General features: G+C 43.3%; 15 protein-coding genes. 7 read left to right on the forward strand and 8 right to left on the reverse strand.

Features of this window, described 5'->3' with window-relative positions:
- Positions 1-116 precede the first annotated feature (116 nt).
- Together B0682_RS05190 and B0682_RS05200 are read left to right on the forward strand one after the other, a co-directional pair.
- Positions 117-1,700 (forward strand): peptide chain release factor 3, encoded by a 1,584-nt coding sequence (locus B0682_RS05190; protein WP_078307129.1) that lies wholly within the window; start codon positions 117-119, stop codon positions 1,698-1,700.
- A 97-nt stretch (positions 1,701-1,797) separates the two neighbouring features.
- Positions 1,798-3,051 carry a multidrug effflux MFS transporter gene (locus tag B0682_RS05200; protein ID WP_338044647.1) on the forward strand — a complete coding sequence of 418 codons (1,254 nt, stop codon included), beginning with the start codon at positions 1,798-1,800 and terminating at the stop codon, positions 3,049-3,051.
- Between the two features lie 97 nt (positions 3,052-3,148).
- On the opposite strand, the gene B0682_RS05205 is transcribed toward B0682_RS05200, so the two are convergent.
- The 4 genes from B0682_RS05205 to rlmH all read right to left on the reverse strand — a co-directional run bounded on the left by B0682_RS05205 (position 3,149) and on the right by rlmH (position 6,901).
- A complete protein-coding gene (locus tag B0682_RS05205) occupies positions 3,149-3,988 on the reverse strand; it encodes a DODA-type extradiol aromatic ring-opening family dioxygenase (RefSeq protein ID WP_240494883.1) in 840 nt (279 codons plus the stop codon).
- A gap of 603 nt (positions 3,989-4,591) precedes the next feature.
- Complete coding sequence (locus B0682_RS05210; RefSeq protein ID WP_078307137.1) at positions 4,592-5,758, reverse strand: RNA-guided endonuclease InsQ/TnpB family protein; 1,167 nt, start codon at positions 5,756-5,758, stop codon at positions 4,592-4,594.
- Positions 5,755-6,369, reverse strand: coding sequence for an IS607 family transposase (locus B0682_RS05215; RefSeq protein ID WP_078307139.1), 615 nt, complete (start codon positions 6,367-6,369; stop codon positions 5,755-5,757). Before B0682_RS05215 ends, B0682_RS05210 begins: the two co-directional genes overlap by 4 nt.
- Positions 6,370-6,412: 43 nt before the next feature.
- Entirely contained in the window at positions 6,413-6,901 is a 489-nt protein-coding gene (rlmH, locus tag B0682_RS05220; RefSeq protein ID WP_078307141.1) for a 23S rRNA (pseudouridine(1915)-N(3))-methyltransferase RlmH, read from the reverse strand.
- A 409-nt stretch (positions 6,902-7,310) separates the two neighbouring features.
- On the opposite strand from rlmH, the gene B0682_RS05230 reads away from it, so the two are divergent.
- On the forward strand, positions 7,311-8,249 hold the full coding sequence (locus B0682_RS05230) for a substrate-binding periplasmic protein (protein ID WP_078307145.1): 939 nt from the start codon (positions 7,311-7,313) through the stop codon (positions 8,247-8,249).
- A 145-nt stretch (positions 8,250-8,394) separates the two neighbouring features.
- Here B0682_RS05230 and B0682_RS05235 read toward each other — a convergent pair whose 3' ends face one another.
- A complete protein-coding gene (locus B0682_RS05235; RefSeq protein ID WP_078307147.1) occupies positions 8,395-9,426 on the reverse strand; it encodes a metallophosphoesterase in 1,032 nt (343 codons plus the stop codon).
- A 251-nt stretch (positions 9,427-9,677) separates the two neighbouring features.
- On the opposite strand from B0682_RS05235, the gene glyS reads away from it, so the two are divergent.
- Positions 9,678-11,744 carry a glycine--tRNA ligase subunit beta gene (gene glyS, locus B0682_RS05240; protein ID WP_078307186.1) on the forward strand — a complete coding sequence of 689 codons (2,067 nt, stop codon included), beginning with the start codon at positions 9,678-9,680 and terminating at the stop codon, positions 11,742-11,744.
- Between the two features lie 82 nt (positions 11,745-11,826).
- The gene (locus B0682_RS05245; protein ID WP_078307149.1) at positions 11,827-12,417 is read left to right on the forward strand and encodes a hypothetical protein; all 591 of its coding nucleotides are present in this window, start codon (positions 11,827-11,829) and stop codon (positions 12,415-12,417) included.
- 125 nt (positions 12,418-12,542) lie between these two features.
- On the opposite strand, the gene B0682_RS05250 is transcribed toward B0682_RS05245, so the two are convergent.
- Together B0682_RS05250 and aroE are read right to left on the reverse strand one after the other, a co-directional pair.
- Positions 12,543-14,366, reverse strand: a complete 1,824-nt coding sequence (locus B0682_RS05250) for an acyl-CoA dehydrogenase C-terminal domain-containing protein (RefSeq protein WP_078307151.1) — start codon at positions 14,364-14,366, stop codon at positions 12,543-12,545.
- Between the two features lie 121 nt (positions 14,367-14,487).
- Positions 14,488-15,369, reverse strand: a complete 882-nt coding sequence (gene aroE, locus B0682_RS05255) for a shikimate dehydrogenase (RefSeq protein WP_078307188.1) — start codon at positions 15,367-15,369, stop codon at positions 14,488-14,490.
- 152 nt (positions 15,370-15,521) lie between these two features.
- On the opposite strand from aroE, the gene B0682_RS05260 reads away from it, so the two are divergent.
- Positions 15,522-16,184, forward strand: a complete 663-nt coding sequence (locus B0682_RS05260) for a hypothetical protein (RefSeq protein WP_078307153.1) — start codon at positions 15,522-15,524, stop codon at positions 16,182-16,184.
- Positions 16,185-16,261: 77 nt separating this feature from the next.
- The gene (locus B0682_RS05265) at positions 16,262-17,254 is read left to right on the forward strand and encodes an aminotransferase class IV (protein ID WP_078307155.1); all 993 of its coding nucleotides are present in this window, start codon (positions 16,262-16,264) and stop codon (positions 17,252-17,254) included.
- A gap of 80 nt (positions 17,255-17,334) precedes the next feature.
- On the opposite strand, the gene polA is transcribed toward B0682_RS05265, so the two are convergent.
- Positions 17,335-20,289: a DNA polymerase I gene (polA, locus tag B0682_RS05270; RefSeq protein WP_078307190.1), complete on the reverse strand. Its 2,955-nt coding sequence runs from the start codon at positions 20,287-20,289 to the stop codon at positions 17,335-17,337.
- Positions 20,290-20,346: the final 57 nt, after the last annotated feature.

Below are 20,346 nucleotides of genomic sequence, written 5' to 3' on the forward strand. Positions count from 1 at the left end.
ATTTGAGTGTGCATCTATTTTTTTATTTTTTGGCGTGTACCTATTTTGGCGTGTATCATTAGCAATATGGTGTACATGTTGACAATACTGGTAATAGGGTAATAAAAGGGCTTAAATTGAAATCACATCTAAATGAAATCAAGGCTAGAAGAACATTTGCCATCATTTCGCACCCCGATGCGGGTAAAACCACCATGACCGAAAAACTGCTGTTATGGGGGCAGGCCATTCAAGTGGCAGGCGAGGTCAAATCTCGCAAATCTGACCGCCATGCCACCAGTGACTGGATGAGCATGGAGCAAGAACGTGGCATTTCCATCACCACTTCCGTGATGCAATTCCCTTATAAAGACCATGTGATTAATCTATTAGACACGCCTGGACACGCTGATTTTAGTGAAGACACTTATCGCACGCTCACTGCTGTGGACAGTGCTTTGATGGTGATTGATGGGGCAAAAGGCGTGGAAGAACGCACCATCAAACTGATGGACGTGTGCCGAATGCGTGATACACCCATCATCTCATTTGTCAATAAACTTGACCGAGAAATCCGTGATCCGCTTGAGCTGCTTGACGAAATTGAAACGGTTTTAAACATCAAGTGTGTCCCCATCACCTGGCCTGTGGGTATGGGGCAAGACTTTGTTGGCGTGTATCATTTGACCGAAAATAAGACTTACTTTTATCAAAAAGGGCATGGTGGTGAGATTGTGGACATCGAAGTGCGAGACGGCTACGATTATCCAGATGTCAGACAACGTTTGGGGAATCTGATGTTCACTGCCTTTGAAGAGTCGCTTGAATTGGTACAACTGGCACTAGAAAATTTTGATGTCAATGCCTTTTTAACAGGAGAAATAACGCCTGTGTTGTTTGGTACGGCATTAGGTAACTTTGGCGTTAACATGGTGTTAGATGTGTTAATCGAACATGCCCCCGCTCCCAAAGACCACCCCACCAAAGAGCGTGTGGTATCTGCCACCGAAAGCGACTTTACTGGATTTGTGTTTAAAATCCAAGCCAACATGGACCCTCGCCACCGTGACCGCATTGCTTTTTTAAGGGTTTGCTCAGGTAAATACGAAAAAGGCATGAAAATGAATCACGTTCGTATTGGCAAAGAGGTGCGTATCTCTGATGCGTTGACCTTTTTGGCAGGCGACCGTGAAGCCCTAGAAGAAGCCTACCCCGGTGACATCATTGGTTTGCATAACCATGGCACGATACAGATTGGTGATAGCTTCACCTCTGGTGAAAAGCTTAATTTTACGGGCATTCCACACTTTGCACCAGAGCTGTTCCGCCGTGTGGTGCTAAAAGACCCGCTCAAGTCTAAAGCTCTACAAAAAGGCTTGCAACAGCTGTCTGAAGAAGGAGCAACACAAGTATTTATGCCTCAAATCAACAATGATTTGATATTGGGGGCAGTTGGGGTATTGCAATTTGATGTGGTTGCTCATCGTTTAAAAGAAGAGTATAAGGTACAATGCAGTTTTGAGCCTGTATCCATTGCCACTGTGCGTTGGATACATTGCAATGACCCTGTTGTGCTTGCCAAATTTAAGAAAAAAGCCCATGACCAGTTATCGATTGATGGTGGTGGCTATTTGACCTATCTTGCCCCCAGCCGTGTCAATCTACAACTGATGCAAGAGCGGTATCCTGAAGTGGAATTTCGGGCGACTCGGGAGCATTGATTTTGTATTCAATAGTCGTCTCATCTATGGTCGTGTCATCTGAGGCAATGCTTGCACAGCAAACACAATAAACACCAAAAAATACAATAAATACCAAATGACCAACCAAACCCAGCAGTCATCAACTGACAGCCCCCACACATCTATCAACACACCTAGCCCCACCTTTGCCAAGCTATGGGTGATGATGTTGGGGATAATGGTTGCCATTGGTCCTTTATCAATTGACATGTATTTACCAGCCTTACCAGCAATGGCAGATGACTTTGGTGTGTCAACCGCTTTTATTGCCAATTCTGTGCCAGCGTATTTTGTGGGATTGGTGTTTGGACAACTATTTTATGGATCGTTTAGCGACCGAGTTGGGCGAGTATTGCCATTATACATTGGCATGACTTTATTTGTGTTGGCAACCTTGGTTTGTGTGACCACAAGCAGTGAGTATGTGCTGTTTATTGCTCGCACCATGCAAGCTTTGGGGGCATGTGTAACGTCGGTGGTTACTCGAGCTGCCATTCGTGATGTGATGAGCCCAAAACAGATGGCAAAGGCATTTTCTTTGATGGTGTTGGTGATGGGCATTGCTCCGATTTTGGCCCCATCTTTGGGAGCGGTATTTTTGCGGTTTTTTGATTGGCATGCCATTTTTTGGTTTTTACTTGCGTTTGGGGTACTCAATTTGCTTTTAACCAAGTTGTTTTTTAAAGAAACCTTACCGCCAGAATACCGTAACCATCATTCTATTAAGCAAGTGTTTAAGCAGTATTGGGAACTGTTGACCGATAAGCGGTTTAGCCTGCCTGCCATTGGCGGTGGTCTGTTGATGGGGTCGATGTTTGTGTATATTAGCTCAGCATCAGAGTTGTTGATGGAAAGCTATGGGCTGTCTGAGTCCACGTTTAGTGTGGTTTTTGGGGCGAATGCGGCAGGCTATATTGCCTTGACTCAACTCAATCAATGGCTGACCAACCATTTTCGCTTGGTGAGTATTTTGCGTTTTGGGGCAATGCAACAGGCCATCGCTTCTGCTGGGCTAATGTTGCTTGGTTTGACCATGGGGACAACGGCGTGGTTGCCTTTGGTGTTGGTGTGCATTTTTATGTGCATTTCTGGGCTTGGTTTGACTCAGCCCAACGCTGGGGCAATTTCGTTGGCGTTTCAAAAACATCGAGCTGGTATGGCAAGTGCGTTGCAAGGGGCATTGATGTTTAGTGTGGGGATATTTGGTGGATTTTTGCTGAATTTACTGCCCATCAATCCTGTGGCAAAGCTTGGCATGACGATGTTTGTGCTGATGTTAATTGGCACGGTATTGGTATGGAAGATTAACCCAAAGTTAAGTTTGAATTAACATTAAGCTTGGAATAAGAGGCTTAGAATAAAGTGATTAAGAATAAGATGGCTAAGCGGTGCTGTGCGTTTTGGGATTTGTCGTGCCATTAAAACCCCTAATCAAACCGATAAATGTCCATACCCAAACTATGATGTATCATGCTTTCATGCACCACTGACACTCGTTGCCCTGCTCCTAAAGCAAAAAATAACGGCAATAAATGTTCATCGCTTGGGTGTACTTGTTGATAATCCGTAAACGTCTGCCAGTCCAATGCACTTGCGATGTCGGTCTTAAGCTGGCGTAATAGCCATACTTTAAAGTCTTTGGCGAGTTTGTCTTCGGTGTCCGCTTGCCATCGTAAATGACTTAGATTGTGGGTGATACTGCCTGAACCGATTAGCAAGATTTGTAAATGACGCAAACCTGATAGCATCGCCCCAAGCTTATAGCAGGCATGAGAATCAAAGTGTGTGGGCAGTGATAATTGTACCACAGGCACGTCCGCTTGCGGGTATAGGTGCAACAAAGGCACCCAAACCCCATGGTCAAAAGGCCGCAAAGGGTTGGTACTGACCTTTGTGTTGGCGTGTGTTTTATCCTTTTGCTCATCAGAATCACTGGCAAACACGTCCCCATATTCTGCCAACACACCTGCCAGCTCATCGCTGAGCGTCTCTGCTAAGGCTTGTGCCCCTTTGGCAGGGTAGTTTATCTGATAAAGTGAGCGGTCAAACCCACTAAAATCATGCCAAGTGGCAGGGCTGGGGTTGTTGTTAATCTCCAGTTTGGGCGATTGCCAATGTGCTGACATGATGATAATGGCGACAGGCTTAGGTAGGTTTTGCCCCATTCGTGCCAATGCGTGGGTGGTGGCAGATTGCTCGGTTGCCAATGTTGGAGCACCATGCGAGATAAATACCGCTGGTAAGGAGGTCAGACTGCTGACATCAATGGCGTGTGGCTGTTGTTCGGTGAGCGATGTGGACAATGTGGCTAACGCATCATTTGCTTCATCATTTGGCTCACCGTTTCGTTTGCCGTCTGGCTCACTGACCGTGTTGCTTGCGTGTAGGGTCTTTAACACCGCTGAGCTGATACGCCTTTGTATCAGCTTACTGATGCCAAGTGGGGTGGATTTATCGCTGTTGTGCTTCATGCCATTGCCTTTTGAATTGATTATCAATATTGGCCAAACACCACATCAGTTGGTAAACGAGATTTTGCCAATTCGGCATTAAAATCATCATCAGTGGCATGGCGACCGTCTTGGGTTTCTTGCTCAATCACCGCTGTGATGTGTGGTCATTGGCAACTTGCTTTTTACCTTACCTATATCATCGTCAGCGACGATAAAATGCCACGGTTGCAACTTTGTGTGATATTTTGCTCAACGTTTTATGTGATGTCAATTCCGTTCTGAAAAACCTACCTAAACCTACTTAATAGCAAATTTAGCGTTTTCTTTCTACTTCACCGTTGTCTGCTCTCGCCATTGGGCTAAAGTCTTACATCAACTCCATAGACTGACACGGTGGAACTCACCGCCTTTTAACGACTAAATTGTCGTTAAAATTTTTGTGGCATGATTTAAAATATTAACACTGGCGTTAATGTCCCTGTCGTGCATTGTGTTGCAACTTGGGCATTGCCAATTTCTGATGTTAAGTGGCAACTCGTCTACTTTGTGATTACAACAGTGGCAGGTCTTGCTTGATGGATAAAACCTGTCCAATTCTTTGATGCTCTTGCCCCATTGGTTGGCTTTATAAATCAGTTGCCGTTTAAATTCATAAAATCCCAAATCATGGATAGACCTTGCAAGCTTGCGATTTTTAACCATGCCTTTAACGTTAAGGTTTTCAAGGCAAATCATGTCAAATTGCTTGACAATGTTTGTGGTAAGCTTATGCAAATAGTCCTTGCGAATGCAGGCAATCTTATAGTGTAGCCGTGATGGCTTGGTTTTCACTTTTTCACGATTTTTAGAGCCTTTTTGTTTTCTTGATAAAGATTTTGACAATCTTTGCAGTTTTTTAAGTTTGTTTTTAAGTGGTTTTGGGGCTTTGATTTTTGTACTATCTGAAAGCGTGGCAAGGCTTGTAATGCCCAAATCAATGCCAACGGATTTATTTGTTTTGGGTAAAGGCTTGGTTGTTTCTGACAATTCAACCGCAATACTCACAAACCATTTACTGCCCTTGGTAAAAACTTTGGCGGATAGGATTTTGCCATTGTATCTTAGATGTTCGGTCATTCTAACCAACCCCAGATTGGGGATTTGAATGTGTGGTTTGTTATTTTTACTTTTAAGTTTAAATTGGTCGTTGGAAAGAGAAAAGCGGTCATTGACGCCTTTTTTGCGAAATTGGGGGTATTTGCTTTCGCCTTTAAAAAAGCGTTTAAAGGTATCTCCAAGCTGCATAATGGCAAGTTGTGGACTGCACTTGGTTACTTCTAGCATGAATGGGTATTTTTCACGTTTTATGGCGTTAAGTTGTTTTCTTAGTTTGCCTTGAGATGGTTTGTGAAGTTTGGTTTCGTCAATGGTTATGCCTTTGGCTAGGCAGTCATCACGGTAGTTTTTGTCTTGTTCATATTGCTTTTTCCATTCTGCCAACGCCCAATTATAGGCAAATCTTGCAACGCCACATGCTTTTTTGAAATATGTTGCTTGGGCGTTGTTAGGTTTTAGCTCAATGATGTGTCCACGAATAACCGTCATTCCAATGCTACCTTAACGGCTTCAAGCAGTTTTTTATTCTTTTTACTTCGTGAGCCATATGGTCTTGCTGAAAATACCGTGATGATTTCTAGCACATCTTGAGCAAGCTCTTCTTCAAAGGATAGGTTTTCGCCTTGGTTGATGATGATAACTTCAACGTTTCTTGCTTCACAGATAGCAAAGACAAGTTCTGCACCAAAGCGTAATAGGCGGTCTTTATGGGTTAAAACCAATCTGCCAATTTTATTGTTTAATATGCCGTCAAGCAGTTGTTTAAGTCCTTTTTTATGGTAGTTCATGCCAGAACCTAAATCACCCACGATCTCATAAGTCCAGCCTTGTTTGGCACAGTAGAGTTCTAAAACTTGGATTTGACGCTCTAAATCGTCCTTTTGGTCGTGGCTTGATACTCGTGCATAGGCAATGGTTTTTCGGTCTTTGTTGCCTATGCCATGCAGTAGGTTTGGGTTGATTTTACTAATATCGTAACGTCTGTGTCCTTTAGGTGTTCTTTGGGCAACAAGCACACCACTTTCGTCCCATCTGCGTAATGTTGAGATGGACACGCCAAGTTGTTTGGAAGCTTCGTTGATACTAATTAATCTATTCATTTGGATATTATAAGATAGATTTAGTTAGATTTCAAGAAACAGTTCAATTCCCTCGATGGTACGGGTGGTTGTGATTGATGCTCATGGCACGGTACAGTTGTTCCATTAACACCACTCGCACCATTGGGTGTGGCAAAGTGAGATGAGACAAAGACCATTTAAAATCCGCTTGGGCAAGCACCTCTGGCGACACACCGTCCGCTCCGCCAATCACCAAAGCGATGTCGTTACCATCTTGCATGGCGGTTGCCAGTTTGCTGGCTAAGTGTTCTGTTGACAGCATCGTTCCTTTGATATCCAACACCCACAGTTTTTCTTGGCTGGCTTGGGCGTGTGTGTTTAAAATCGCTTCACCTTCAGCTTGGCGATATTGAACCACATTTGCCAAAGACGGATTTTTGTGGCGTTTGGCAGCAGCCAGCTCAATCAGCTCCGTGCTGAGCATGGGTTGTATGCGTTTGTGGTATTCTTTAAAACCAGTTTCTACCCAGTTGGGCATTTTTTGTCCGATGCTGATGATGCGTATTCTCATGGTTGATGCTCCTTTTTTTGTCTGTCTTATGTTACCTGTTTCATCTCTGTTTTATCTTATTTGTTTTAACGTCTGAAGTGAGGCAAAAACCATCATATTCAATCACATACAATCTTAGCATTGGCGGTCTTAGCATTGGTGGTCTTGTTTAGCATGGCTTTTCTTGCCGCTTTTCTTTATACTGTGCCAAGACAGGCTGGACAGTTGATGTATGGTGTGATTGGCATTTCACCATTGTATCATGTGCTGGCCTGTCTTTTTTTGGACTTACTTTTTGATACCTGTTTGGGTAAAATGGCAAAATTCATCATTATTCATCAATATAATGGCGTTATCGTATGCCCATTTTATTCAGCAAAATGCTCATAATTAAGAAAAGTTAACTTAACAATAAATATCAAGGTGCAATATGAATCATTCTTCACTTCTCAATGTGTTAAGCAGCCGTGTTTTAACAAAAAGTGCTTTCAGCAAATCCTTATTGACCAAATGCTCAGTCAAGCCATTATCTTTGATGTTGTTGTTTGCAACCGCCAGCCTGTTATCAGGGTGTGGTGGTTCGCCTGCTGATGGTTCTGAAAATGTTTCTGGAAGTGGCTCTGGCGAGACGCAAACGCATGCTTCACCTGATTTGACCGATGACCCAAATAATGCCAATACCACTGATGCTTCTGGCACAGACGCCACTTATAAAGTTTATACCGATACTGATGGTATACCCTTTACCTACCGTGATGAAAGCGGACAACCAGTAGGGTTTGACATTGATGTGATGAATGCCATTGCCCAAGATCAGCACTTTGCTGTTACCTATGACATATTGCCATGGCCATTGATATTGCCAAGCATGGCTGAAGGCAAAGCGGACATTGCCATTGCCCATATCAGTGCTTCCCCAGAACGTCAAAAAACTCATAATTTTTCTAACCCCTATTATGTCTCATACCAAGCAGCCCTAACCAAACCTGAGCTTGCCAATATCACGTCTTTTAAAGACTTAAAAGGTCATCGGGTGGAAGTGATGGCAGGAACAATACAAGAAGAAGAAATGCAACAGATGGGTATTGCCACCACAAATAAAGACATGGTGTTTCCGCTAATTAGAAGTTTGGTTAATGATCAAACCGATGCGGTGGTGCATGACAGTGGCATTTTGCAATATTATCAACAGCAACAAGCGGATAAAAATTTTGCCTTAATGATAGATAAAGAGTTTGGTGATGACCCTTATGGCATTGTGGTAAAAAAAGACAACACAGCACTGCTAAATCAAATCAATCAGGGGCTGGCCAACATTCGTCAAAATGGCAAATATCAGCAAATTGAGCAAAAATGGTTTGGGCAATAACGGTGTTTGGTTTCTGTTTGATTTAGATTGTTTTAGGTCATGTTAGGGCGTGTCTTTGATTTGGCTCATGAAGTCTTGTTGTGCCAAGCTTGATTTGGCCAAATGAGTGACACGCTTTCACCTTTATTAACGTGTGTTTTGTTTATCAGTCCTGCCGATATTGCACAAAATTATCTGCTGATAATGGCAATGGATTGTCCGTGTCAAACTGATAACACGTCAAATGCCCTGTCTTACTTGCTGCTGAATAATCCACACACACCACCTGCTCACTTAACGGCTTGGGTGTGCCAGTCAACCAATAATGCCCAACAAACACAGGCTTATCCGTCTTTAACCCAAATTCGATGGGTGGGCTAATCGCATCAATGGGAATGCTGGCTAAGGCGAAGTTAGGGGCGTGAGCTATCTGATGAATGGGACGGTTGTTAAGTTCATCTAGCCACCATTTGACTCGCACATTGTGGCGTTTGCCACCGTCTTTATCCAGCAGATACAAGCCATCAGGCAGGGGCGTTTCTACCCCTTTTAGCACACGCTCTAGGGCATCGTATTGTATTGAGTTTTTTTGTCCTGTCAGTTGTAAGGCATGTGGGGTAAGGCGGTTGTCATTGGTTAATAGCGGTGCTAATACCGCCATGCTGTCGGTATCCCAACACGCATGAACAAAGCAGGCGTGTGGTGTCTCAAGCCATAGAGGCAGCTCATAAAAGCGAGACAGCCAATAAGCGTGAGCATCTGAGCCAAACGGCACTTCTGCCAAAAATGCTTGATGCTGACGATGATGCACGTCCGAATGTGAGCGTAAATAACCCCCATCGTGATTGTCAATATTGTTGGCATTGAAAGCATCGTTGGCATTGTCAGCATGGTGAATTTGGTTTTTGGTGGCGTAGGCAAGGGCATTGTATTCATGATTGCCCATGACGATGTCCGCCACCCCCGCATCTTTCATGGCAAAGGCAATCTGTAGCGTTGTTACTTCTTGTTTACCCCTATCAATCAAATCACCCATAAAGACAGCATGATGACCCACGGGTGGTTGATAATAGGGGGTGGTGATGCCATTTTGTTCATCATTTTGTTCATAAAAGTGTTGCTGATAGCCAAGTTTGCCAAGCAGTCCTATCAGCTTATTGGCTTGTCCGTGTACATCACCAATGATGTCATAAATCATAATCGTTCCTAAAAACGTGGCTGTTTTATCTATGTGTGTATTCACTGTTTTGGGGCGTCATCATCTTAGCATGTTTTTTAACTCAGGTGATTGACAAACTTGCTTAAGCCAATAAGCAAACAAAACATCAGCAGATTTTTATCATGGTTTTGTTATAATAAAATCAACCACAATCAAAGAAAGCCAAAAAAGCCCAATAAAAAGCAAAGCCACAAAAGCCACAAAAGTAATGAAAAGGATAAATGACCACCATGACCACGATTTTATTTGAACTTGGCACAGAAGAATTGCCACCCAAAAACCTAAGACAACTGCGTGATGCGTTAAATGACAATGTCAGCCAAGCGTTGGCTGAAGCCAATATCAGTTTTGACAACATCAAAAGTTATGCTGCCCCACGCCGTCTTGCCCTACAAATCCATGGCATCAGCAACAAACAACCCGACCGAGTGGAACAAAAACGAGGCCCAGCTGTCAAGGGTGCGTTTGACTCAGATGGCAACCCCACCAAAGCCGCCCAAGGGTTTGCCCAAGGCTTAGGCATTGATGTCAATGACCTTATCATCATCAAGACCGATAAAGGCGACTATGTCGGTCATGAATTACAGGTGCAAGGTCAAGCCACCAACGACCTATTACCCACCATGTTACAAAAAGCCTTAGATGACCTGCCCATAGCCAAGCGTATGCGTTCAGCAGACAGCCGTGATGAATTTGTCCGTCCTGTGCAGTGGGTGGTATTAATGGCAGATGACAAAGTTATTGATGCCATCATTCAAGGACACCCAACTGGCAATCAAACCCGTGGGCATCGTTTTCATGCTCCTGAATGTGTGGCGATTGACCACGCTGATAATTATGAAGCAATTTTGGATAATGCCTTTGTCAAAGCTGACTTTGACCAACGTCAAGCTGACATTAAAAACCAAGTACAACACCTTGCCGATGAAGTGAATGCGATGCCCATCGTACCACCAGACTTGCTTGATGAGGTTACCGCCCTTGTGGATTTACCTGTTGCCATGAGAGCCAGTTTTGAGAAGCGATTTTTGGCAGTACCACAAGAAGCGCTAATCAGCACCATGCAAGCTGACCAAAAATATTTTTGCCTAACCGATAAAGATGGCAAACTACAGCCCTATTTTATCTTTATCAGTAACATTGATAGCAAAGACAAATCACAAGTCATCGCAGGCAACGAAAAAGTGGTGCGCCCACGCCTTGCTGATGCTGAATTTTTCTTTTTACAAGACCAAAAACAACCCTTATTTGCCCTGACTGAAAATCTAAAAAACCGAGTATTTCAAGAAAAACTTGGCACAATTTGGGAAAAATCTGAACGCATTGCCAAACTTTGTGCCTTTATTGCCAATCAAATCGGCGCTAATGTGGAATATGCCACTCGAGCAGGCATCTTGTCCAAATGCGATTTGGCAAGCACATTGGTGGGTGAATTTCCTGAATTACAAGGGGTGGCAGGCACTTATTACGCTCACTTAAATAACGAGCCTAAAGCGGTGGCAGATGCCATCAAAGAGCAATATTTGCCAAAATTTAGTGGCGATGACCTGCCCACGACTGACATTGGCACAGCATTGGCATTGGCTGACCGCATTGATACTTTGGTGGGTATTTTTGCCATTGGGCAAGCCCCAACAGGCTCAAAAGACCCGTTTAGTTTACGGCGAGCGTCCATCGGTATTTTGCGAATTTTAATTGAAAAAAAGTTACCGCTCAATTTGGTGATATTAATTGAGCAAGCCCTAAAAAATTATGGCAATAAAATTGACAATCTGAGCAAAACGTTCGCTGATGTGATGGACTTTATCAATGCTCGCTACCGTGCAATGTATGAAGACCAAGGTGTGGCGGTGGATACCATTCAATCAGTACAAGCGATAAATCCGCACATGCCATTGGATTTTGACGAGCGTATCCGTGCTGTGCAGGCGTTTCGTCGTTTGCCCCAAGCACAAAGCTTGGCACAAGCCAACAAACGGGTGGGCAACATCTTAGCCAAGGTTGATGGCAACATTAGCCAAACGGTTGATAAAAATCTGCTCACCGAATCTGCAGAAAAAGAGCTTTTTAAAGCGACACAAAACGCCCAAACAGCGACCAAACCGTTACAAGAAAATGCTGATTATCAAGGCATTTTAACCGCTTTAGCCAATCTTGCTGAGCCATTGACCGCATTTTTTGATACAGTCATGGTCAATACCGATGAGGTGAGTTTAAAAAACAATCGTTTAGCCTTGCTTAAACAGGTGAGAAATCTGTTTTTGAGTGTGGCGGATATTGGTGAATTGCAGATTTGATATGTTGATTGTTAATGTATTTAGGATTTGATATGGTAAATTGTGGTTTCTAAACATTTTAAACATTTAATAAAGGAATGCTATGAATATTTTAAAACTAATGATGGCTTCATCTGTCCTTATCATAAGCAACCATGCGAATGCTGGTTTTTTTGATGAGGTAAACAAAGCACTTGGGGCGGTTAATCAAGTATTAAATACAGTCAATACGACGACAGGTAATCATGATGCGTCAGGTAACGTGATGACAATGAGCAGTTCTGCCATTACTTCTCCAACCGAGTCTCAATTAGCAAGCATTGCCAATAATTTAACAATTCATACTGGAGATATAAAATTAGATAATGCGATTCTTGGTGCAAAGCACAATATTTCTCAGGTTCTATTAGTCGCTTCATGCCAAGTACAAGGTTATGATTTGGCAGCAGGTGATGCTTTATCACCCAATCATGGTGTTAATCATTCCATCATTCCCTTTATGGTGGGTGAGCCAAAAGATCAATGTTTGACGGTGAATAATGTCGGTGGTTGGCGTTTAGATGGAGAAAATACGTTGAAATTCAGTGCGGTATTTAGCTCTAATGCCACAGGAAAACCTGAGACAAGGCATTTCACCATGAAAAATGAATATGGTAAATGGTTACTTGTTTCAATATCACGTATCAAATCATAAGCCATGGCAAACAACCCCCATCAATCCAAAACAATAAAAACCCCAAGCCAACGCTTGGGGTTTTTATGGTGATTGTGCCAACACAAGAATGTGCCAACACAATCCATTATTCATCATAAAACCCATTATTCATCATAAAACGAATAATTGTCAATTTCCATGTCGGTCATGGATTGACTTGGGGCAACCATGCTCTCTGCTAACCCTGACGTGCGTGGCAAGATTTTATCAAAATAGAACTCTGCTGTTTGGATTTTGGCTTTATAGAACTCAGCAGATTCACTGCCACCATTTTCTAGCTTGTCATATGCCACGGCCGCCATGCGAGCCCAATGATAGCCCATCATCACATAACCAACATACATCAAATAGTCTTCGCTGGCAGCTGAGATGATTTCACGGTCTTTGCGTGCCATTAACATGATACGCACGGTTAGGGTATTCCACTCAGCACATAGCTTGGTCAACGCCCAAACAAACTTACGCATGTCTTTATCTAAGGCATATTCGCCACACCATTTCATGATGCCTGCTGTGTAATCACGCACCACCTTGCCTTTGGATTGCAAGATGACCTTACGCCCCAATAAATCAAGTGCCTGCACGCCTGTTGTGCCTTCATAAAGGGTGGCAATTCGTGCATCACGGGCAATCAGTTCCATGCCCCATTCTTTGATGTAGCCATGACCGCCATAGACCTGTTGACCATGTTTGGCAGCTTCAATACCAAGTTCGGTTAAAAAGCCTTTGATAACAGGGGTAAAAAAGCCCAATTTATCGTCCCATTTGTGAAACTCTTTGTCATTGCCTGTGGCGATGCCTTCAGCCATTTTATCGCCATAGCGAGCAACGTGATAAATCATTGAGCGACCGCCTTCGGCAAAGGCTTTCATGGTGAGTAACATGCGTGCGACATCAGCATGATAGATGATGGCATCGGCAGGTTTATTGGCTTCTTTCGTGCCAGATAATGCACGCATCGAGCGACGGTCTTTGGCATAGGGTAGGGCATTTTGGAACGCAAGTTCACAATGTGCCAAGCCTTGAATGCCTGTGCCAATGCGAGCGGTGTTCATGAAAGTGAACATGGCTTTTAGTCCTTTGTGAGGCTCACCAATCAAAAAACCGATGGCGTTATCAAAGTTCAACACACAAGTGGCAGATGAGCTAATGCCCATTTTATGTTCGATTGAGCCACAAGTAACGCCGTTACGCTCACCAATCTCACCGTTTTCATCTGGCAAAAACTTTGGCACAATAAACAATGAGATGCCTTTGGTGCCTTCAGGGGCATTGGGCAAGCGTGCCAATACGATGTGAATGATGTTCTCGGTCAGGTCATGCTCACCACTGGAGATGAAAATTTTAGTGCCATTGAGTGTGTATGAGCCGTCTTTGTTGGGGTCAGCTTTGGTTTTGACTTGTCCCAAATCTGTGCCACACTGTGGCTCAGTCAAGCACATAGTGCCAGCCCAAGTGCCATCAACCAGTTTGGGCAGATACACGTCTTTTTGTTCTTGAGTGCCATATTGCATGATGGTGTTGATACAGCCTGTGGACAGCCCAGGATACATTGCCCAAGGCCAGTTGGCAGTACCCATCATTTCAGACTTGATTAAGTTTAATGACATGGGTAGGTTCATACCACCATATTCTTCAGGATAAGACAGCCCTTGCCAGCCACCTTCAACAAACTGATCATATGCTTCTTTAAAGCCTTTTGGTGTGGTTACCTCACCTTCTTTAAAATGACAGCCTTCTTCATCAGCAGGCTGATAAAGAGGGGACAGCACAGTTTCGGTGAAGTCTGCCAAGCCCTGTAAAATCATATCCACAGTTTCGGGGTCAGCATTATCGCCATTTCTTAAGGTCTTAAAGTGTGAGGGATAATCAAACACATCATTTAGCAAAAATTTGATGTCACGCAAGGGGGCTTTATAAGTCAGCATGGAATTTCCTTATGTATGTAAATTGATAAGCAGGCATAACCAACTTCAGTATAACCAAAAGATTTTTATAAACCTATTAATAATAAAATTATTTCATATAATTGTATTATTTTAATAACTTTTATTTATAAATTTGGCTCGTATCAATAGATTTACCAGTCCACTGTTTAAAGCTTAACGCCGCCTGCCCAATCAACATGCCCATGCCATCACTGGTGTCTGCTCCTAATGCGTCAAAGTGTTGCAAAAATGGCAATTCTCGCCCATACATCAAATCATAAGCATGCTGACAACGAAGATGCTCTGATAAAGGCAAACGAGAATCTGATAACCCCACCGAGGTGGCGTTGATGATGAGATGATAATGCCCCGTCAGTGCATCAATGGCACAAGCAGATAATGACGCTTGAGCGAACAGATGTTTGATGTCATTGGGCATCTGTTTGGCTTTTGAATGCAAATCACAAATGAGCTGTTTGGCTTTATCCACGGTGCGATTGGCGATGTCAATATGATGAATGCCTGCTGACAGCAAGGGTAAAATGATGCCACGAGTCGCCCCACCTGCCCCAATGATGGCAACTTTTTTACTGGCAAAATGGTTGCTGTTAGAATTGTTATTGGTAGAATTGGTTGAACTCAGCCAGCCAAGTTGATGCAAATGATTGACCAAACCGTTACCATCGGTGTTATGCCCAACCAAAACGCCATCTTGTTGATACAAGGTATTGACCGCTTGTGCCAGTTCAGCTTGTGCGGTCAGTCTGCCTGTTTGTTGGCACAGCTGATGGGCAGTTTGTTTAAAGGGAACGGTAACATTTGCCCCAATACCACCCCCAGCAAAAAACGCCCCCACCACAGCAGTAAAGGCATTGGCATCATTGGGGCAGTACTGTCGTTGATAGCAGATGTCTAAGCCCACTTGCTTGGCAAACGCATGATGAATTTGGGGCGATTTACTGTGACTGATGGGATTGCCAATGACAATGAAATGTAAGGGCATGATGGGTGATGTTCCTATTGCTAAAAGCCAATCTAAAAACTGGTCAAAACTGACAAAAAAAAGTAAACTTAACGAAATGCTCATAAACATATTCATTAATAAACTTAGCCAACTTAATCAACTGAAGTTTTTTACTCAAAGAGTGCTTATATATGCCAGCCTTGCGTAACTTAACGACTTTTTTAGTCGCATCGTCTTTGTCGTTTACTGTGTTAATGGGGCTTGGGGGTTGTCAACAAAAAAGCAGTGAACAAGTGGTGGCAGACACATCTGCCAATTCTACTGATACTGACAAATCTGTGGATAAAGTCAAGTTAAAAAACACACAAAACAACGCCATTACCCAAAGCACCACCATCAATTATGATACCCCATCATGGGGCGGTGGTGATGTCAAACGCATTGCCCTTAGCGACACAGACGCCATTTTTTCAGTGTTGGGCAAGCCTAAAGACATTGACGAAAATAGTCTTGATTTTGACAGCAGTCCTGCCACCAAATACCGCCATATGGCAAACGATGAACCATATCTGGACATCGTGGATTCTGCCAATTACTTTGAAATTGACTGGTACTATGCCAACCCCAACGACAGCGACAGCGAGAAAAAAACCAGCATCAGCCATGCCAAAAAAGCGTATTTACTCGCTCGGCATGTGATGGGCGACCAAGGGGGCAATTTGGTGAAGCAAATGCTCAGTGGACAGACCATCAAAGATAAAGACGTCAGCGGTGTCAAAGTGGCGTTGGCAAAATGCCAATTTTATAGCTGTATGCTGGTGCTAGATAAACGAAACAGCTCATCATCAAAATAGTTGATTATAAAACCAGCATTGCTATTTGACACTTTAACACTCAAAAAACACTCAAAATCAAAACTAATCTCAATTTCATGACCATGACCATTCGCACGCAGGATTATTCCCAAAAATTACTGGCAGAACGTGGTTTTGCCTATGCAGACGGATTTTTTAGCACCATGGGGGTATGTCAAGGGCAAATTTTATGGGCTATCCATCATCGTCAGCGTCTGCTTAGTCATGCGATGGCATTATCACTGACTCTTGATGTGCCAATGCTGATGCAACAACTGATTGAGCGCGCTCTTGGTTTGGGTGATGGCATCATCAAGGTGGTGGTTAGTCGTGTATCACAGCCTGTTCGTGGCTATGGTTGGATAAATGGCGACAGTGTGGTGGACATTACAGAAACCAAAACCGCAATTTTTACCCAAACCAACAATTTACAGCAAAATTTTATTAATCAGTTGTTGGTTGATAAATTAATGGCAGGTCAATCGTTGAGCTTTGATGACTTACCTAAACAGCCCACAGGTGATGCCATGTGTATTCACCAACAGATAGCCTGTCTGCCTAAGCCACTGGTGGGATTAAAATCACTTAACCGTTTAGATAGCGTATTGGTTACAGGTGAATTAGAAAGGTACAGACAAAAACAACCAACATTGGTAGAGGGATTGGTGCAAGATGTGATGGGTAACTGGGTAGAAGGGGTGATGAGTAATGTGTTTTATCAATTGGCTGAGCCGATATCGCAAATTGACAAACAGCAATCTGATAATCAGCCACAGCATAAAATAAATGCTAACTTAAATTCCAAAAACAATGTCAGAACAAACATTAAATTAAATCATGCTCATTGGCATACTCCCCCAATCATTCAATCTGGTGTGTCAGGAGTGATGCGACAAGTGGTTATGGACACGTTACAATCGCAAGGGAAAAAGGTTAATGAACGTAGGCTTACCAATGCCGACTTGGCTAATTTATCTGCTTTATTTTTTTGTAATGCCGTGCGTGGGATTATACCTATTGCACGGCTATACATTGATGGGCGGTGGTATGAGCTAAGAGTAAATTACTAGAACATGTCATTAGCACTAAATCTACCGCTTTTGGCATGTATGAATAATCAATATTGTCTTGTGATTGATAAGGGCTTAAGCTAATGAGCTTCGTCCCAATTCTTACCCATTCCCACTTCTACCAAGAATGGCACTGTAAAATCAATGTCCCAACCTAAGGTTTTGGCGGTATCAGACAACACATTTTGCATGGCAATTTTGATGGCACTGGCAAATTCATCTGCCTTGTTGGTATCCACTTCAAATACCAACTCATCATGCACTTGTAGCAACATTTTGGCATGATTGGCATAACCATCTTTGATAATGGCATCGACCGCAATCATGGCAAGCTTAATGATATCAGCGGCACTGCCTTGTAAAGGGGCATTGATGGCACCTCGCTCAGCGGCTTGTTTTATCATACGATTTTTGTGATAAATGTCTGGGGTGTATAGCTTTCGCCCTAAAATTGTCTTCACATAGCCGTTATCATAAGCGTAGGCTCGGGTGTTTTGCATATAATCTTTAACAGCAGGATAACGGGTAAAATACACATCAATATACTCTTGGGATTCGACTCGGCTCATGGACAACTGCTTAGCAAGCCCAAAAGCACTCATGCCATACAGCAAACCAAAATTAATTGCCTTGGCATTACGGCGTTCAGTGGCAGTGACTTCATTCACCGTTTTACCCAGTACGTCAGCAGCGGTGGCAGTGTGAATGTCTAAGTTTTTGTTAAAGGCGCGAGTAAGATTGGCATCAGCAGAAAAATGAGCCATTAATCGCAACTCAATTTGAGAATAATCCGCTGCCATAATCAAGCGGTTAGCAGGTGCGATAAACGCTTGGCGTATAAGTCTTCCTGTCTTGGTGCGTATGGGAATGTTTTGTAAATTTGGATTGGTAGATGACAGTCGCCCTGTGCTGGTCAATGCTTGATGATAGCTGGTATGCACTCGTTGGCTGTCAGCATCTGCCACCGTTGCTAGGGCATCGGTGTAAGTATTTTTCAGTTTGGCAAGACTACGGTATTCCAGTGCCACGTCTGCTAATGGGTGGTCAATGGTGGATAAGATGGCTTCTGAGGTGGAATATTGTCCTGATTTGGTCTTTTTATGACCACTGATGCCCAATTTTTCAAATAAAATTTCCCCCAGTTGTTTGGGAGATGCCAGATTGAACGCTTCACCAGCCAGTTTATGCCCCTGTTTTTCTAACACAGCAATCTCTTCATCAAAACGAGCAGACAGTTTGGTTAAAAAATCAATGTCTAATAAAATGCCATCTGATTCCATTTGCGTTAGGATTTGGGCGATGGGAATTTCAAGCTGATGTAATAGGCGTTGGTTGTTGTCATCATCTTTTAGTGTTTGGGTAAACAATTCAAATAACTGATAGGTTACGTCAGCATCTTCACAAGCATAGCGACTGGCGATGTCAATAGCAACCTTATCAAAGCTGACCTGTTTTGCCCCTTTACCTGCCACGTCTTCGTAACTGATGGTTTGAGTGTGTAGATAGTGCCGTGCCAAGTTATCCATGCCATGGTGAGTGGCAGCTGCGTTGATGACATAGCTGGCAAGCATGGTATCAAATTGCCAATTATCAAAGTTGATGTTTAAGTTGATGCCATGATTTGACAGCACATGAGCGTCATATTTTAGGTGTTGCCCAATTTTGCCGATGGCAGGGTTTTGTAAAATTGGTGTTAGCTTTGCTAATACTTGCTCACGGTTGAGCTGTTTATTGGTGAGTGGGTCATCTTGATGGCAGTGAGCCAATGGCACATAATAGGCTTCATGAGATTGCAGTGCAAAGGATAACCCAACAATCTTGGCATGTCGCCAATCCAAATCGGTGGTCTCAGTATCAATAACAAACTGCTTGGCAGTGCTAAGCCGCTTAACCAAAGCATCAAATGCAGAGTCGTCCAGTATGATGTGCCATGCTTTATCCTGTGATGGGCTGGCTTTACTGGATTTGACATCATCGATGATGGTGTTTGTGAGTGTGTTGGCTTGATTTGGGGTTTTTTGTGTTTGGATATGATGGCGGTTGGCAGGGTGGTGTGGGTGTCCAAGTGATGCCAACTCACCTTTAAACTCAAGCTCACCATAAAGCTGTCTTAGCTCATCAACGTGAGCGGTGGGGTTGGTGTTAATGACCAAGTCATTCCAATCCAATCCTATCGGTAAATCGGTAACGATGGTTGCTAACTGGCGGTTTATGGGAATGTCATCGGCATATTCGACCAAATTTTTACCCACTCGTCCTTTGATGTTGGTAACATTTTGTAAGATGCGGTCTAAACTGTTGTGTTCATTAAGCAGTTTTTTAGCGGTTTTTTCACCAATTCCGGGTATGCCTTTAATGCCATCTGAACGATCACCCATTAAGGTCAAATAGTCTATCATTTGTCGTGGCTCAACGCCAAACTTCTCTTTTACCCCAGCGACATCGGTGATTTTTCCAGTAAAGCTGTCTTCTAGCAACACGCAGTCATTGACCAGTTGAGCCATGTCTTTATCCCCTGTGGAGATGATGACATGATGCCCTTCTTGACAAGCACGATGGGTCAGTGTGCCAATGATGTCATCGGCTTCTGCTCCTTCGATGTGAATCAGTGGAATTCCTAACGCTTGAATCAGACGATGAATGTAGGGGATTTGCTCAGCAAGTTCGCTGTCCATAGATGGGCGGTTGGCTTTATAATCAGAAGACAGCTTGTGGCGAAACGTGGGTGATTTGCTGTCAAATGCCACTGCCATGTGTGTGGGGTGATGACGACGCATCAGCTTGTTGAGTGCATTTAATGTGCCTTTGATGGCGTTGGTATGTAAACCTTTGCTGGTGGTCATCGGTGGCAGGGCATGATAAGTACGAAACAGATAATAAGAGCCATCAACCAACACAAAAGGTGGCTGTTCTTTATTAATGTGTGTGGTGTCCATGATTGCCACATTGGGCATGTCATTTAACTGATGCAGTTGGGCTGAAGAAAGTTGGGTTAGATTCATGGCAGAATGGTTGGTCATGGTGTTGTTGGTCATGGTCATGTGGCATCAAATAACAGAAAATGAAAAAACTAACAAAAAAACGATAAAAGC

This window comes from Lwoffella lincolnii (assembly GCF_002014765.1).
Taxonomy (GTDB): domain Bacteria; phylum Pseudomonadota; class Gammaproteobacteria; order Pseudomonadales; family Moraxellaceae; genus Psychrobacter; species Psychrobacter lincolnii.

Coding starts and splice junctions, on each gene's coding strand:
- B0682_RS05200 (WP_338044647.1), top strand. CDS start 1,798: ATGACCAACCAAACCCAGCAGTCATCAACTGACAGCCCCCACACATCT.
- B0682_RS05210 (WP_078307137.1), bottom strand. CDS start 5,758: ATGACGGTTATTCGTGGACACATCATTGAGCTAAAACCTAACAACGCC.
- B0682_RS05215 (WP_078307139.1), bottom strand. CDS start 6,369: ATGAATAGATTAATTAGTATCAACGAAGCTTCCAAACAACTTGGCGTG.
- rlmH (WP_078307141.1), bottom strand. CDS start 6,901: ATGAGAATACGCATCATCAGCATCGGACAAAAAATGCCCAACTGGGTA.
- B0682_RS05230 (WP_078307145.1), top strand. CDS start 7,311: ATGAATCATTCTTCACTTCTCAATGTGTTAAGCAGCCGTGTTTTAACA.
- B0682_RS05235 (WP_078307147.1), bottom strand. CDS start 9,426: ATGATTTATGACATCATTGGTGATGTACACGGACAAGCCAATAAGCTG.
- glyS (WP_078307186.1), top strand. CDS start 9,678: ATGACCACGATTTTATTTGAACTTGGCACAGAAGAATTGCCACCCAAA.
- B0682_RS05245 (WP_078307149.1), top strand. CDS start 11,827: ATGAATATTTTAAAACTAATGATGGCTTCATCTGTCCTTATCATAAGC.
- B0682_RS05250 (WP_078307151.1), bottom strand. CDS start 14,366: ATGCTGACTTATAAAGCCCCCTTGCGTGACATCAAATTTTTGCTAAAT.
- aroE (WP_078307188.1), bottom strand. CDS start 15,369: ATGCCCTTACATTTCATTGTCATTGGCAATCCCATCAGTCACAGTAAA.
- B0682_RS05260 (WP_078307153.1), top strand. CDS start 15,522: ATGCCAGCCTTGCGTAACTTAACGACTTTTTTAGTCGCATCGTCTTTG.
- B0682_RS05265 (WP_078307155.1), top strand. CDS start 16,262: ATGACCATGACCATTCGCACGCAGGATTATTCCCAAAAATTACTGGCA.
- polA (WP_078307190.1), bottom strand. CDS start 20,289: ATGACCAACAACACCATGACCAACCATTCTGCCATGAATCTAACCCAA.